16 protein-coding genes are annotated in these 15,498 nt (G+C 63.4%); 3 read left to right on the top strand and 13 right to left on the bottom strand.

Translation table 11 applies throughout. From position 1 onward, the window contains the following. Nucleotides 1–298: 298 nt before the first annotated feature. On the bottom strand, nt 299–3,874 hold the full coding sequence (locus RBB29_RS14010) for a hydantoinase B/oxoprolinase family protein (RefSeq protein WP_306114759.1): 3,576 nt from the start codon (nt 3,872–3,874) through the stop codon (nt 299–301). Between the two features lie 121 nt (nt 3,875–3,995). On the opposite strand from RBB29_RS14010, the gene RBB29_RS14015 reads away from it, so the two are divergent. Both RBB29_RS14015 and RBB29_RS14020 read left to right on the top strand, forming a co-directional pair. After that, nucleotides 3,996–4,412, top strand: coding sequence for a TIGR01244 family sulfur transferase (locus tag RBB29_RS14015; protein ID WP_306114681.1), 417 nt, complete (start codon nt 3,996–3,998; stop codon nt 4,410–4,412). A gap of 6 nt (nt 4,413–4,418) precedes the next feature. Further along, complete coding sequence (locus RBB29_RS14020; protein WP_306114680.1) at nt 4,419–5,165, top strand: 2-dehydro-3-deoxygalactonokinase; 747 nt, start codon at nt 4,419–4,421, stop codon at nt 5,163–5,165. Between the two features lie 14 nt (nt 5,166–5,179). On the opposite strand, the gene RBB29_RS14025 is transcribed toward RBB29_RS14020, so the two are convergent. The 6 genes from RBB29_RS14025 to RBB29_RS14050 form a co-directional block, all read right to left on the bottom strand. Continuing rightward, entirely contained in the window at nt 5,180–6,142 is a 963-nt protein-coding gene (locus RBB29_RS14025; protein WP_306114679.1) for a HAMP domain-containing sensor histidine kinase, read from the bottom strand. Beyond that, nucleotides 6,127–6,816: a response regulator transcription factor gene (locus RBB29_RS14030; RefSeq protein ID WP_306114678.1), complete on the bottom strand. Its 690-nt coding sequence runs from the start codon at nt 6,814–6,816 to the stop codon at nt 6,127–6,129. The genes RBB29_RS14025 and RBB29_RS14030 overlap by 16 nt, the downstream gene beginning before the upstream one ends. Nucleotides 6,817–6,819: 3 nt before the next feature. Beyond that, nucleotides 6,820–7,122, bottom strand: coding sequence for a hypothetical protein (locus tag RBB29_RS14035; RefSeq protein WP_306114677.1), 303 nt, complete (start codon nt 7,120–7,122; stop codon nt 6,820–6,822). Nucleotides 7,123–7,251: 129 nt separating this feature from the next. Then, nucleotides 7,252–8,172, bottom strand: coding sequence for a hypothetical protein (locus tag RBB29_RS14040; protein WP_306114676.1), 921 nt, complete (start codon nt 8,170–8,172; stop codon nt 7,252–7,254). 19 nt (nt 8,173–8,191) lie between these two features. Continuing rightward, nucleotides 8,192–8,980, bottom strand: coding sequence for a DsbA family protein (locus RBB29_RS14045; protein WP_306114675.1), 789 nt, complete (start codon nt 8,978–8,980; stop codon nt 8,192–8,194). Between the two features lie 18 nt (nt 8,981–8,998). Then, entirely contained in the window at nt 8,999–9,178 is a 180-nt protein-coding gene (locus tag RBB29_RS14050; RefSeq protein WP_306114674.1) for a zinc-finger domain-containing protein, read from the bottom strand. A 75-nt stretch (nt 9,179–9,253) separates the two neighbouring features. Between RBB29_RS14050 and RBB29_RS14055 the strand changes: the two genes are divergently transcribed. Then, entirely contained in the window at nt 9,254–10,183 is a 930-nt protein-coding gene (locus RBB29_RS14055; RefSeq protein WP_306114673.1) for an ABC transporter ATP-binding protein, read from the top strand. A 130-nt stretch (nt 10,184–10,313) separates the two neighbouring features. On the opposite strand, the gene RBB29_RS14060 is transcribed toward RBB29_RS14055, so the two are convergent. The 6 genes from RBB29_RS14060 to RBB29_RS14085 all read right to left on the bottom strand — a co-directional run bounded on the left by RBB29_RS14060 (nt 10,314) and on the right by RBB29_RS14085 (nt 15,496). Further along, a complete protein-coding gene (locus RBB29_RS14060) occupies nt 10,314–10,784 on the bottom strand; it encodes a DUF1203 domain-containing protein (RefSeq protein ID WP_306114672.1) in 471 nt (156 codons plus the stop codon). Nucleotides 10,785–10,911: 127 nt separating this feature from the next. Next, complete coding sequence (locus tag RBB29_RS14065) at nt 10,912–11,622, bottom strand: VPLPA-CTERM sorting domain-containing protein (RefSeq protein ID WP_306114671.1); 711 nt, start codon at nt 11,620–11,622, stop codon at nt 10,912–10,914. 137 nt (nt 11,623–11,759) lie between these two features. Continuing rightward, nucleotides 11,760–12,572 carry an ion transporter gene (locus RBB29_RS14070; RefSeq protein ID WP_306114670.1) on the bottom strand — a complete coding sequence of 271 codons (813 nt, stop codon included), beginning with the start codon at nt 12,570–12,572 and terminating at the stop codon, nt 11,760–11,762. Between the two features lie 90 nt (nt 12,573–12,662). Further along, nucleotides 12,663–13,994 (bottom strand): AarF/ABC1/UbiB kinase family protein, encoded by a 1,332-nt coding sequence (locus RBB29_RS14075; protein ID WP_306114669.1) that lies wholly within the window; start codon nt 13,992–13,994, stop codon nt 12,663–12,665. Between the two features lie 53 nt (nt 13,995–14,047). Further along, complete coding sequence (locus RBB29_RS14080) at nt 14,048–14,797, bottom strand: hydroxypyruvate isomerase family protein (protein WP_306114668.1); 750 nt, start codon at nt 14,795–14,797, stop codon at nt 14,048–14,050. A 3-nt stretch (nt 14,798–14,800) separates the two neighbouring features. Next, nucleotides 14,801–15,496: an SDR family NAD(P)-dependent oxidoreductase gene (locus tag RBB29_RS14085; protein WP_306114667.1), complete on the bottom strand. Its 696-nt coding sequence runs from the start codon at nt 15,494–15,496 to the stop codon at nt 14,801–14,803. Nucleotides 15,497–15,498 lie beyond the last annotated feature (2 nt).

The raw sequence follows: 15,498 nt of genomic DNA on the forward strand, positions 1-15,498 counted from the left end.
CTGCCCGGAACCGCCGCAGATCTGACACGGCGCCCGCCCGGTGCCATGGCACCGATGGCACTTCTGTTTGACATGCGGCATCTGCTTTTTTCGGGGCGTATGATTTTCCATTACGGTGCCTGAATACTGTTCCAAACGGCGAATTCGCCTTGTTGGGAACGCATCTGAGCACAAGTTCGTTAACAAGTCACGGATGCCGCCGCATCAAAAACCGCTGGTGTGACATCGAAAATGCGGCCCGCCGCCGCCACGACGTCTGAATGGCGGATCAAAGAAGAGCGGATGGCCGTTTGGCGGCTCAGGTCGCGCCCCACCCGCCGCCGCCCGGGGTTTCCATGCCGAATACTGCGCCTTCGGGCAGGTCGATTTCACTGTTGCCCGCCATCTCCCGAACCTCGCCATCGGGCAGTTCGGCCCAGTTGCGCCCTACCTGACCGGGTACACCGCCATCACCGCCAAAGGGCGGGATAATTCGGTGATTGCTGAGTGTCGTGACGGTGACCGGCTTCAGGAACCGCAACCTGCGGATCAGGCCGTGGCCGCCACGCCATTGACCTGCGCCACCCGATCCGGGGCGCACAGTGAACTCCTCAAGCCGCACAGGAAAGCGTTTTTCCAGCACTTCGGGGTCGGTCATGCGGGTGTTGGTCATATGGCTTTGGATTGCATCGCAGCCCTGGAATCCCGGCCCTGCCCCGGTGCCGCCGGCGATGGTCTCGTAATTCTGGAAGTCGTCATTGCCCCAGACGAAATTGTTCATCGTGGCCTGGCTTCCGGCAATGACGCCAAGCGCGCCGTAGAGCGCGTTGCACGCCGCCTGGCTGACCTCGGTATTGCCCGAAATCACCGCTGCGGGGTATTTCGGATTTAGCATCGAGCCGTCCGGCACGATGATCTTGAGCGGGGTCAGGCAGCCCTGGTTGAGCGGGATATCGGCGCCGACCATGGTGCGGAAAACATAGAGTACCGCCGCGTCGGAGATTGACCGCGGCGCGTTGTAATTGCCCGAATGCTGCGGCGAGGTGCCGGAGAAATCAATCACCGCCTCGCGGGCGGCGTGGTCCACGGTGACCTTCACCTCGATCACTGCTCCGTGATCCATCGGATAGGTGAACTGCCCGTCGCGGAGCCGGTCGATCACCCTGCGCACACTTTCCTCGGCATTCATCTGCACATGGCCCATATAGGCCTGCACCACGTCGATCCCGTAATTGTCGACGACCTTGAGCAGCTCTTGCCGACCGGTCTCATTCGCCGCTACCTGCGCCTTGAGGTCGGCCATGTTCTGACTGACCGTGCGGCAAGGGTATTTGCCTGAGGCCAGCAGGTTTTCCGCCATCTCTTCCAAAAGCGTGCCGCGATCCACGAGCTTGACGTTGTCGATCAGCACACCCTCTTCGATGATATGCGTACTGTCGGGGGGCGCGCTGCCGGGCGTACGCCCGCCGATATCTGCGTGATGCCCGCGGGACCCCAACCAGAAAACCGCTTTGCCCTCGACAAATACCGGCGTGATGACCGTCACATCGGGCAGGTGCGTGCCGCCATTATAGGGCGAATTCAGCATATAGGCGTCGCCCGGCGCCGCGTCGGGGTTGAGCCGCATGATCGTCTTGACCGCATCGGACATGGAGCCGAGATGCACCGGCACATGCGGCGCGTTGGCGACCAGATCGCCCCGGTCGTCGAAGATCGCGCAGGAAAAGTCGTAGCGTTCCTTGATGTTCACAGACCATGACGTATTGGCCAGCGTTGCGCCCATCTGATCGGCCACGGACATGAAGAGGTTGTTGAACACCTCCAGCAGCACCGGATCGGCTTGCGTTCCCGCCGCGCGGTCCCGCGCCTTGGCGGTGATGCGTTCGAGGATCAGGTTGCCCATCTGGTCCACATGCGCGGCCCAACCCGGTTCGATCACATTGGTCCCGGTGGTTTCGGTAATCACTGCCGGACCACTCACGCGCGCGGCCGGATCCAACGTGTCGCGATCATAAAGCGGCACGTCACGCCAATCGCCCTCGGCATACATCGGGATCTGCGCCAACGGCTGGCCGTCACCGGCGGGCAGGGCGGGGCTCGGGGCCTGCCCGGTCTGCCCGATCGCCTCCACGCTCAGCATATCGAACAACACGGCGCGTTCGGGCGAGTGAAAGCCAAACCGCTGCTGATGCGCGGCTTCGAAATCGGCGCGCATCTGGTCCGGCTCGGCGAAGGGGACGTCCAATGGCTGATGCGAGCCGTCATAGCGCAGATGCGCGCGGCGCTGGATGGTGATGTCGTCAATACCTTGCCCTGCGACTTCGGCGCGCGCCTCACCGGCGATCCGGTCCAGCGCAGACGCTGCCTTTTCCACCGCAGACAGGGGCGCGTCCATCTGCACCTCGCGCAGCGCCCGGATCTCGGCCAGACCCATGCCATAGGCGCTGAGAACCCCGGCATGGGGATGGATCAGAACCCGCGTCATGCCCAAGGCATCGGCCACAAGGCAGGCATGTTGCCCCCCCGCGCCACCGAAGCATTGCAGCGTATAGCCGGTCACGTCATGCCCACGCTGCACGCTGATCTTCTTGATCGCATTGGCCATGTTGTCGACGGCGATGCGCAGGAACCCCTCGGCCATGTCCTCGGGACTGCGTGGGTCTTCGCCCGTCGCCTCGGCCACATCGCGTGCGAGGCTCGCGAATTTCTCGCGCACGATTTCGGCATCCAGCGGCTCTTTGCCCTCAGGGCCGAAGACCGGTGGGAAATGATCGGGGTTGAGCTTGCCCAGCATCACGTTGCAATCGGTCACCGCAAGTGGCCCGCCGCGCCGGTAACAGGCGGGGCCGGGATCGGCACCGGCGCTTTCGGGGCCGACCTGAAACCGCCCGTCCTCGAATTTGCAGATGCTGCCACCGCCGGCGGCCACGGTATGAATATCCATCATCGGCGCCCGCATTCGCACGCCCGCCACTTCGGTCTCGAAACTGCGTTCATACTCGCCCGCATAATGGCTCACGTCGGTGGAGGTGCCGCCCATGTCAAAACCGATCAGGCGCTCATGTCCTGCCGCCTCGCCGGTCTTGACCATGCCGACAATGCCACCTGCCGGGCCGCTGAGAATCGCATCCTTGCCCTGAAAAAGCGTCGCATCAGTCAACCCGCCGGAGGATTGCATGAAGAGCAGCGCGTCGCAGGCCCGGCCCATGTCGAGCGCGCCCGCCACTTGATCCACATAGCGCCGCAGAATGGGCGACAGGTAGGCATCGACCACGGTCGTATCGCCGCGCCCGACCAGCTTGGCGAGGCGGCTGACCTGATGGCTGGCGGTGATCTGGGTGAAGCCGATCTCGGCCGCCATTTCGGCCACGCGTTGCTCATGCGCGGGGTTGAGATAGGCGTGCAGACCGGCAATCGCCACTGCGCGGATGCCCTTGTCATAGGCGGCCTGCAACGTCGCCCGCGCTGCGTCCTCGTCAAGCGGCGTGACAACGGCACCGTCCGCATCCAGCCGCTCGTCCAGCTCCGCTACGTCTTCGTAAAGGAGATCAGGGCGCTTGATTTCGAGATCGAAGAGGCGCGGGCGGGTCTGATAGCCGATCAGCAGGAGATCGCGAAATCCTTTGGTGATGAGCAACAGTACCCGCTCACCCTTGCGCTCAAGCAGGGCATTCGTGGCCACTGTGGTGCCCATCTTGACCGCGCGGATCGAGCTGTCCGGAAACGGGCCGTCCACGCCCATGACGTCACGGATCCCCTGCACAGCGGCGTCGCGGTAACGTTCAGGATTTTCCGACAAGAGCTTGTGCGTATGGACGACACCGTCGGGATCAAGGGCCACGATATCGGTGAATGTCCCGCCCCGGTCGATCCAGAATTCCCATTCACCGCTCATCGCCGCCCCCAATGTTAAATCGTGCTCACGTTTGGCACCGATCCGCGAAATGTCAACGCCAGTGGCATTGATCTTGGCCAAGGTTTTTGCGCATATGGCGCGCAGCCAAAGGAGCACGCCCATGGACCTGCGCAAGATCACCGATGATTTCACCGTCTCGCCCCAGATCGAGGCGACAGACATTCCCGCCATCGTGGCTGCCGGGTTCAAATCCGTCCTGTGCAACCGGCCCGATGGGGAAGAACCCAGCCAATGCTGTTTCGATGAGGTGTCGCAGGCGGCTGAGGAAGCCGGTCTTGAAGTGCGATCGGTGCCAATCTCGTCGGGCTATGTGCGGCCCGAGGACCTCGATGCGTTCAAGGCCGCGCTGGATCAAATGCCCCGCCCGGTGCTGGCCTATTGCCGCAGCGGCACGCGCTGCACCATGCTCTGGACCTTGGCGCAATACGGTCAGATCGCGCCCGAGGACATCCTCGCCCTGACCGGCAAGGCGGGCTACGACATGTCGGGCATCATCGACCAGCTTTCGCAACGCTGACCCACCATGGCCGACACGAGCTGGATCGCGATTGGCCGGGACGCGGAGGGGTTTCGCGCCTTCGCGGTCGAAGGGTCGGAGGTGAAAACCGAGGCCCGGGCCGAAACCGAAGATCAGGCATATGCGCGGCTTGGCTTTACCGCCCAATCCATTCGCTGGATCGGCGAGGGGACCCCGGATGTGACCCCCTGCGCAGTCCTGCCCCCGGCCGGGCGGACCCTGCCTGTGGTCACGCAGGAGCAGCCCGCCGATGTGCTGGGCGCCTGGCCTCGCCTCTGGGTCGCGGGGTTCCTGGCGGGCCATGAGAACTGGGATGGGGTGCTTTGTATCGAAACCGGTGATGCAAGCCATTGGGTGCATGTGGGTGCCAATGAAATCATCAGCTTCGCCAGCTTCCTCAGCCTCCGCCTCGCCACGTTTCTGGGCGGCGGCTATACGGCGGACCCGGCTGCCATGGCCGACAGTCAAAGCCGCCCCGAGCGTCTGGCCTCCCATCTGCGCCAGGCCGAGATTGCCGGTAATCCCGCGGCCATCACCGGGCACCTCATCGGGGCGGAGCTTGCGGCGGCGCGGGTCTATTGGCTGGGTCAGCAGGTTGGCGTTATCGCGCCTCAGGGCGAGGCGTCGATCTATGCCCGGGTGCTTGCGGCGCAGGGCGTGCCGGTTGTCTCTGCCACGCCTGATGACATGGTGCAGGTGGGGCTGGCGGCAATGGCGCGCGCCTTGCGCCTTGTGGCGGTTGATCCCGACTGAGGCGACTCTCCCGCTTATCCGTTTTCGAAACTGATGCGGAACATCGCCCCGTCCTGACAGGGCACGAGGTGGATCGTCCCACCAGCGGCTTGCAGCATCGTTTGCACGATCGCGAGACCCATGCCCGTCCCGCCCGATCCGCGCCGCGTCGTGAAGAACGGATCAAAGATCCGGTCGCGGTTTCCGGCGGCAATTCCCGACCCGTTGTCATGCACGGAAAACCCGTCCGGCAGCGGGTCGATCTGCATCCGATCGGCGCCATGCGCCTTGGCGTTGCGCGCCAGATGCCCGAGGATGACCAGAACCGCCTGCCGGTCCATCGGTACCGCAGCGTCACCTGTCAGAGTGATGTCGAGGCCGGTGTCACGCCCGACCTCGCCGGTCAAATCGGACAGGGTCGAAGGCCCCGGCCCGACCGGATCTCGCGCCGCCGCCAGATGACGCAAGGCTTCAAGCTGCTCCTGCATCTGACCGGTGGCGGTGAGGATTGTTTGCGTCAGACGTTTTCGGTCGTCGGGGTCCAACTCACCGTCCAGCAATTCCGCCGCGCCCTTGATGCTGGTCAATGGCGATTTCAGCTCATGGGTGACATGGTTGCTGAAGGCGCGCAGGCCCGCCTCACGGTTGTTGAGCGTTGCCCCCATATCGGCCACCGCCCGGCCCAGTGCGGAAATCTCCGGTGTGCCGAAATGCGGCGGCAGTGGTGCATCCTCGCGCCCCTCGCGCACGGCGTTGGCATGGGCGGTCAGCGCATAGACCGGTCGCAGCACCAGCCGCCAGAGCAGATACCCCAGGATCGCCGTCGAAATCACCGCCATCCAGAAGATCAGCCAGGCCGTCTCGCCCCAGCCCAGGATATTGCCCGCCAGCTTGAAATACCCGATCCCGATCAGGGGCAGGCAGAGCACGGCGGCCAGCGTACCGCCGATCACCAGCGCCAGCGGCGGGCGCCATTTCTGCCTTATCCGCCCTGACATGGACCCATCCGAACGCCGACGCCATGCACCGTTTCAACCGCGCCATCGCAGCCCGCATCCGACAGCTTGGCGCGCAGGTTGCGCAGGTGGCTGTCCAGGGTCCGGTCCGAGACATGGATCGACGGGCCGTAGACCGCATCGATCAGTTGCGCCTTGGTCGCTACGTGATCGGGGCGTGCCATCAGGTGGCTCAGAAGAGCCATTTCACGGCTGGTCAGGGTGACATGTTGGCCCGCAACCCGGCAGAGATGCCGCCCCGGATCGAGCGTCAGTATGCCCCGGTGCAACGGCTCGATGCCGGTGGGTGCCGTCGCCTCGGTGCGTTTCAGGATGGCGCGGACTCGGGCGATCAGCTCGCGTGGTGAAAAGGGTTTGGTGACGTAATCATCCCCGCCCAGTTCGAGGCCCAGAACCCGGTCGATCTCGTCATCGCGCGCGGTCAGAAAGAGGATCGGCGTGTCCTGCTCGGGCCGAAGCTGACGGCACAGTTCCAAGCCGTCCATCTCGGGAAGGCCGATATCCAGCACGATCAGATCGGCGCTGCCCCGTTTTGCCTTGGCCAGCCCCTCGGCCCCGTCACCGGCCTCGGCCACCTCGAAACCCGCTTGTTTCAACGCGATCCGCAGCACGTCGCGGATCTGCGGATCATCGTCGATAATGAGGATCTTGGACATGGGTTAAAGCGGCGTGCCTTGCTCTGCGGATGGCGCAAGGCTACGCAAGTCATGCGCCGCGCGAAAGCCCAAATCGCCGAGGTTGCCGCAGGCCAGCGGTACGTCAGCCGTGTCCGGCGCGGCGGCCCACGGCCCCTGGGACAGGGCGATCAGCCCGCCCAGCAGCAGCGCATGGAGCGCATACCGCCGGGGATTCTGCGCGGCGTGTGGCGGGTGCGGGGGGACCCGTGCGGGAGTGATCGGGCCAAGCCACCAGCCATCTTGTCGGAGGGATGAAGGAACGCCGCGCAGAATGCAGGTTTTCATGGGAGTGGTCCTTTATTGCCTTGCCTGTTTGACACCAGCAATAAACCGCGCCCGTGCAGCCGCCCCCGAGCAGTTGTGCAGTTTTTGCGCAATTTGCGCAGTCCATCGGCGGGTGGTTACCTCGATATCCTAAGCGGAAAACTCCGGCAGATCCGGATAAAGCCGCGTCATCACGGCTCGGCGCATCGCGCAGCCCAACCGGTCGTGAAAAACCTCCAACGCCCGCCGCTGCTCTGTCGGGCTCAGCCAGAGATCGTCAAGCCGCCATTTCTGGAAGAACACCCAGTCCAGATCATTTCTCCGCGTGGATATCAGGCCCCGCCGCGCGCGTTCGGCGGTGTAAGGCGCGCCGATCCGCGCCTTGGGGCCGTATTTGGCGCGCGCCTCTTCGTACATAGCGGTGCTTTTGGCGATCAACGATGCGACATCTGCTTCGGTGATGTCCAAAAGGCTGCTGATTTCGTCCCGGATATCTTGCGGTATGCTATCGACAGTTGCATCAACGGCTGCACTGAACAACGGATGAGGGGTGACATCCATTCCCCAATTTCGTGGCTGGGTCCGCCAGAGGATTGGCTGCGCCGCAGGCGTCCACATCCCTGACCCAACCAGCCCGAGTTGCTCCAGCAAGGTCAGGTATTCAGGCGTTGCCCGCGCTGGTCCTAGCCCCTGAGCCGGGGCAATGTTAGGTGGGGGCGGCGGCGGCGCACCAACGACCGTGACGGCCATGCGCCCGATAGTGAGCGGTGGTTGCTGCCCGTCGGGCAGGCGGAAAGAGATCGCCTTTTTCTGATCGCCCAGCCACAGCACAGCGATGCAGAGGTCGTCCCATCGCGGCAGGATGGCAGGCAGGGAAGGTGCCGCATGAGGGGATGCGCCCCACGAAGTTCTCTCCGCTTGTCCGAGCTTGACCAGTGCCTCACACCCGACCTGACAGGCGGTCATGGCCATGTCGTTCCAGCCGCCCCGCTCCCTGTCGGGCGGCAGGGCATCGGTGAGAAAGTTGACAACGGCCTCGCAGCTTTCCGGTGTCGCTTCGGGACTTGTCATCTTTTCCGTCATCCTCCGGTCAAGGGCATGTGGCCGGAGTATCGGCGCGTTGTTCCGCGTCAATCAGTCGATCTAGCATGCGCCGGTCGATCCCTCCCATCACCGCAGTGCGGCCGATGACCATCGCGGGGGTGCCGATGAAGCCGAAACGCTTCGCGAGTGCGAAGGACAGCATGATCTGGCTCAGGACCGGTCTGCTGTTCATGTCGCGCAGTAGGCGCGCGCCGTCGATGCTGGCCTCTTGGGCCAGTTGCCGCAGATAAGGCGGGTTTGGCACGGCCTGCGCACCCATCAGGCGTTTGTGAAAGATGTCGTAGGCGCCCTGTTCGCGCGCCGCCAGGGCCGCGCGGGCAGCAATGTCGGAGATCTGGCCGAGCAGGGGCAACTCATGCCAGGTGATCTGTACCCCGCCTTCTTTTTCCAGCGCGGCCAGCATCGGGCTGACCGTCCGGCAGTAGAAGCAGCGATAATCGGTGAAATAGGCGATCTGTACGCGGGCCGGATCAGGCGCGGGGCCGAAGAGGGCGGTGCAGATCGCGGCGTTTGACAGGCGGACCGAAACCTCGTCACCCCCATCATGGGGGCGGAGGACAGCCAGTGCCGTCGCCCCGCCGGAGATCGGTCCGCCCTCGATCCAACGAAAACCGGGCAGGTCGGGGATCGGCTCGAAAGCCAGATCGGGTTCGGTCAGTCGCCTGAGCAGGGCAGTGCCGCCATAGGCCGCACCGATCACGCCGCCCAGCACGGCAAGTTGCAGCAGTTTTCGACGGTTGGGGTGCGTTTCAGGGGCGGACGGATGATCTTCCATGGCGACGCGCCCGCGATATCAGACTTTGCCTTCGAAATCCTTGTGGATCATCTTGCAATCGCAATAGGGGCATTCTACCCAGCCGGTGTCGGTCGGGATCTGCAGCCAGACACGCGGATGGCCCAGGGCGCCCTCGCCACCGTCACAGGCAACACGGTAGGTGTCCACGATCTTGATCTCAGGGGCCTCGGTCGTCATCGGGGCGTTTCCTTTTGGCTGCGATTGAACTAGGTGCAGTTATGAGCGATCCAAAGGGCAGGGGCAAGAGCGGCGATGGGGACAAGCGCGATCAATATCAGCGGCCTAGTGAAAACCTATGGTGGCCGTCGCGGCAGTCCGGAAAAGCATGCGCTCAAGGGGATCGACCTTGATATTCCGCGCGGATCTGTCTTTGGCCTTCTGGGGCCGAACGGGGCGGGGAAATCGACGCTTATCAACATTCTGGCCGGTCTGGTTGTCAAGACGGCGGGGCAGGTGACGATCTGGGGGTTTGACCAGGATGTGAACCCGCGCCAGTCGCGCGCGGCCATCGGGGTCATGCCGCAGGAGCTGAACCTGGATCCGTTCTTTACCCCGCGTGGGGCGCTCGAGGTGCAGGCGGGGCTTTATGGGGTGCCGAAATCGCAGCGGCGCAGCGATGAAATCCTGGCCCTGGTGGGGTTGGAAGACAAGGCACGGGCCTATGCGCGGACGCTCAGCGGCGGGATGCGGCGGCGGCTTCTTTTGGGGAAGGCACTGGTCCATATGCCGCATATCCTGGTGCTGGATGAACCCACCGCCGGGGTTGATATCGAGCTGCGTCAGATGCTGTGGGAGAATATCCGGAAGCTGAATGCGGAAGGCATGACCATCATCCTAACGACCCACTACCTGGAAGAGGCGGAAGAGATGTGCGACGAGATCGCCATCATCAACCACGGTGAACTCGTCGCCCGAGACAGCACCGCGAACCTGCTGGGCCGTCTTGACAGCCGGACATTGGTCATCAGCCCGGAAGAACCGGTTGCGCAGAGGCCGGAATGTGCCGGGCTCGATGTTACTGTCCGGGCCGATGGGACGGTGGCGATTACGTATCAATCAGCCCGGACCTCGGCCGAGGCGGTGCTTGAGGCCGTGCGCGAGGCCGGCATCCGCATCCGCGATGTGCGCACGGAACAAGCGGATCTGCAGGACGTCTTCCTGGACCTGACGCGAAGCCGTTGACCCGCAGCAGCCAAGCAGCAGCCAACCGGTGTGCCTGCGGCACAAGACTTCAGTTCGCGTTCAGGCCACGCAGGCCTTGAGGGGCCAGCCCCTCAAACTCCCCGGCGTCGCACCCGTGGCAGGGCGTCGGTCAGCCACGATCAATGCGGGCCTGGTAGCAATTGTTGCGCGATGAGCGGACGTGGAGGTAGGCGACATTCGGGTCCTGAAATACCTCGGTCGCACGGGCGATCAGCGCCTCGGCGGGAACGACCTTGCCGGTGCCATAGATGATCCGGTCATCCGCTCCATAGGCTTTGACAAGGTAATCCGGACTGGCCTTCAGCGTTTCCGGAACGGTGGATTTCGATCCGAACCCGGCACAGGCATCGGCGCAGACGAAGATCGGCCCGGTTTCCGCATAGGCATCGAGCGCGTCGAACGGGCGGTGTGCCACCAGCAGCATCGGCGCACCTGGTGGGATGATCGTCAGGCAATGGCGGCACTGGTAGCCGCCGTCATCGGCAATCTGACGTTCCGGCGGATTGCCATAGGCATCTGGCGCCCCGTTCTGATACGCGCGGGCGATTTCGGTGGGTAGCGCGGTGAAAGTGATCTGCATGGGTTTTTTCCGATCTTTGACAGGGATGTCATATCGTCGGTGCTGGACGTCCGATTGACGATCCGAAACATGCGCAAAAATCAGGGCGCCGGTGACGACGCCCTGTTCTCAATGCAAGTCCGGCGCCTTACTGCCGTTTGCGGCGTCCGACAAATCCCAGCCCGGCAATTCCGGCCAGCAGCAGGACGGCACTGGCGGGCAGCGGGATTACCGTTGGTACGGCGATCCCGCGGACCGTGATGGAGGTCAGCGGATCATCCGGATCGGCCCCGGCGCTACGGCCCAGGATCGTCATCGACCCGGTCAGGCTGAAATGCGTGGCGGTGGTCTTGATCGCCGGGAAGAACGAGGTGTCACGTACACCGGGCGGATCAAACGCGTCATTGATGAGCGGATCAGAATAGCGAAATGTCAGCACGTTACCGTCGGCTGACCGCGAAACGGAACTTGGCCCCTTGTCGCCCAACCCGTCGGTGCGGAAATCCACATCGGTCAGCATCGCGTCGGCAAAGCCTGTCAGCCGGAAGGCGACAATTTCAAACCGGCTGGCGAACCCGTTGTTGAAGGGGTCGCGGATGCGCGGCGAGAAGATCAGAGAGCCGAGGTTGGTCGAGCGCACGACGCGGTTCTGAACATTATAGCGGGCGATCAGGAGGGGACCGCCGAAGGTGACCGGGATCAGATTGTCGTTGATCACGGTGCCGCCCTGGTCGTTGTCTGCCGCGAAGGTCGTTCCGGTGGGGAAAATGACGGCGCCGGGCGGAAGCGGGGCCGCCAGGATCGGCGTGGCAAGCAATGTCAGGGCTGCGGACAGAATCGTCTTGCGGAAAGAAAACATGGCAAAATCCTTTTTTATAAAAAACTTGGGTCGTCGAATAATATTCAACTTATAGCAGAAAATCTGCTTGCAGATAAGGGTCTTGCTGCATAAATGCCCGCTTTGCGTGTAAATTCGCGCAAGGCTGCGGTGGCGCCTCAGTCCCCGGACCGCTTGTCTTGCGCCTTTATCAAAGCCTCAAGCTCGACCAGGCGGGTCAGAACCTCGTCGCGGTAGGTGTCGGTTTTTTCGCTGTCTTCTTCGTGGTGGGCGTCCTGCATCGAGTTCACGATGAGACCGACCAGAAGGTTCACCACCGCGAAGGTCGTGATCATGATGAACGGCACGAAGAACATCCAGGCGTAGGGATAGACCTCCATGACCGGGCGCACGATGCCCATCGACCACGACTCCAACGTCATGATCTGGAACAGCGAATAACCTGAGCGGCCCAAGGTACCGAACCAGTCGGGAAAGGACGCGCCGAAAAGCTTCGTGGCCATGACCGCGCCGATATAGAAGATCACCCCCATCAGCAGAAAGACCGAGCCCATGCCGGGCAGGGCATTGACCAACCCCTCGACCACGCGGCGCAGCGATGGCGCGACCGAGACGACGCGCAAGAGCCGCAGGATCCGCAGGGCGCGCAGGACGCTCAGCCCCTGTGCCGATGGCACCAGCGAAATGCCGACGATCACGAAATCGAAGATGTTCCAGCCGCGGCGGAAAAATCCGAAACCCCGGGCAAAGAGCTTGAGCGCGATCTCCACCACGAAGATCGCCAGGCAGATCTTGTCGAGGAGCAGGATCAGCGGCCCCGCCTGCGTCATCACCGCCTCCGAGGTTTCCAACCCGAGGATGATCGCATTGAACAGGATCACGAACAGGATGAAATTCTGCACCGCCGGGCAGTCGACAAACCCGCCGACACGGGCGCGCAGGGAAGGAGAAAGGGCGTTATTGTCAGTCATGTCAGCGCATATGGGGGGACACGGTCCGGGCGGCAAGATGGCATTTTCAGAGCCGCGCCATTTGTTGCCAAGCTGCCATTGCGCCGACGGCTATATCCACCGTTCCAGAAGGGCCGACACCGGCACCCGGGCGCGGAGCCGTGCCGCCAGCAGGAACATGCCGCCGAACTTGCGTTGCATATAGAGCGCGTCCATGACCGGCGTTGGTGGCACCATTCCCGCCTCAGCCAGCGCGGCGCCTTCGGCGTTCAGATGCCGGGTCAGGTCCGTTCCGGCAAAATCGAAACTCGGTTGGGTGCAGATCGCCTGAAACACCGCCTCGATCATGTTCAGCACGCGGGTCCGGTGATCCGTGCGCATGCGATCATCGACAAAGCCGATCTGACGCGCGGCCGCTTCAAGCCCCGCCCGGTCGCCCGCCAGACCGGCACGCATCAACAGGCGGTACTGCGGGGCGGTTTCAGGAGCCAGCCGCCGCGCCGCCCCGAAATCAAGGAGGACAATCCGACCCGTCGCCGCGTCATGGCGATAGTTGGCGAAATTGGGGTCCGTCTGCATCAGGCCGAAATCGAAAAGCTCGCGCAGCATCAGATCGAAGAGGTGTTCACAAACGCGGTCGCGCTCCGCCTGGGGCGCGTCAGCGAGGGACTCGATCGGCTGCCCATCGACAAAACGCATCGCCAAGATCGCCCTGGTGCTCCAATCGGCATGAAACTCGGGCACGATAAACGCGCGATCCTCTCCCAGATGCGCGCTGTAGTCAGTCAGGTACCGCGCCTCACGGGCATAATCGGTTTCTTCATGCAATTGCCGGCGCGCCTCGGCGAGATAAGGCGCAATGTCGACACCCTGCGGCAGCAGCCCGGACAGGCGCAGAAGCAGGCCGACATTCGACACATCGCTGTCGATGCTGCGCGCGACGCCGGGGTATTGCACCTTGACCGCGAGGTCGCGCCCGTCGCGGAGCCTGACGCGGTGCACCTGCCCGATTGACGCCGCCGCAATCGGTCGGACATTGAAATGCGCAACCTTGCGCAACCAGCCGTCCCCCCAATTGTCGTTCAGCACCTGCTTGAGCTGTGCCGGCGGCATGAAATGCGCATCTGCCCGGAGCCGCGCGAGGATATCGGCCAACTCGGGCGGCAGGACATCGCCACCATCCATCGACATAAGCTGTCCCATTTTCATCGCCGCGCCGCGCATATGGGCAAGCTCATCCGCGATGCGCCGGAGATTGCCCGGGACCAGCAGCAGATCACGCAGGGCCGGGCGCTGCCCCCGGCCCAATTGCCGCATCCCGTTAAGCGCCATGTCCCCTGCCACACCAGACGCCATGACACCCAACCGGGTCATGCGTGCCAGCCGCCCTGAGGGAACGGTCAACGGGCGGCTTTCGCCGGTGTCTTCTTTCGGATCGGTCATGTTGGGGGGAGAGGTAACGCGAACCACACCTGGATCAAGCAACCGGTGACGCCTCAGCGCATCCAGTCCAGCCCATCGGCGGTCTGGTGGCGGGGATGGTACTCGCCGCTGACATGGCCCGCATACCCTTCGGCATCGAGTTGCGCAAAGAAGGCGGGATAGTCGATGATCCGGTCCGAGGGTTCATGCCGGCCTTCGGGGTCCGACACCTGTATATGCACGGTCCGGTCGCGGCATGCGTCCCAGACCGCCCGCATGTCGCCAGTGATCTTGTGCGCGTGATACGCATCGAATTGCAGGCCCAGATTGGGGGCGCCCACCTCGTCCAGTATCCGCAGGCCCAGGTCGAAATCATCAAGGAAATACCCGGGCATGTCGTCAGTATTGATCGGCTCGATGGTCAATTGCTGCTTGGGGGCATGATCGGCGGCCCATTTCAGGTTCTCCACGAAACAGGCATGGGCCTCCGGCCCGTTGGCAGGGCCAGCCATCACGTGGATGAAGGTCGATTTGAGCGCCTGCGCATATCGGCAGGCCCGCTTGAAATCGTGCCGGAAACGGTCCTCGCGCCCGGGGATGGCGGCAAACCCGCGGTCACCGCCTGTCCAGTTCGGCGGCGGCGTGTTGATGAGGACCAGCGATTGCCGATTGACCTGCAGCTCCCGCGCGATCTCGTGGCCGGGCTCGTCATAGGGAAAGAGAACCTCGACCGCGTCAAACCCCGTCTCCTTTGCGGCGGCGAAACGTTCGATAAAGGGATATTCCTTGAAAAGCATCGACAGGTTCGCGGCAAATTTCGGCATCTTTCAGTAAGTCTCCACCCAGGGACGCAGGGTCAACTCGTCACTCCAGGCCGACCGGTCCTGTTCGATCAGGCCCAGATAGGCACGTGCAATGGCATCCGGGCAAAGCATGCTGTCGGGACTGTCCGCCGGGTCGATCCGTTCGGGGCGGCCCGGGTTGCGGATGCCGCCGTCGATATTGATCCAGGCCACGTGAATGCCCTTGGGGTGCAATTCCCGCGCCATCGCCTGCGCCAATCCACGTTGGGCGAACTTACCCATGGCAAAGGGTGCGGAATTGGCAAAACCCTTCACCCCGGCAGAGGCCCCGGTGAAAAGGATCGTCCCGCGGACATGGGCCTCGTTCTGCAGCATCCGGCGCGCCGCGGCCTGCCCGGTCAGAAATGCACCGAAGGCGGTCACTTCCACCGCCTTACGCACCGCGTCGGGGTCAAGATCGGCTATCGCGCCACGGACCCGCGCCGACGGGTTGTAGATCACCACATCGGGCGACACATTGTCGAAAAGGGCCGCAACCGCTGCCGGGTCAGTTGCATCCGTGGCAGTGGTCGTGGCGCCGGTTTCTTCGGCCAATGCCGCGATCTTGTTGGTGTTCCGCGCGGCCAGCACAAGGTCGTAGCCCGCGCCCGCCAGGACCCGTGCCAGCGATGCGGACAACCCGTCGCCCACGCCCACGATGACGGCAAGTGGTTTGCTCATCG

Origin of the sequence: Roseovarius sp. MMSF_3359 (genome assembly GCF_030733385.1) — a bacterium.
Classification (GTDB): domain Bacteria; phylum Pseudomonadota; class Alphaproteobacteria; order Rhodobacterales; family Rhodobacteraceae; genus Roseovarius.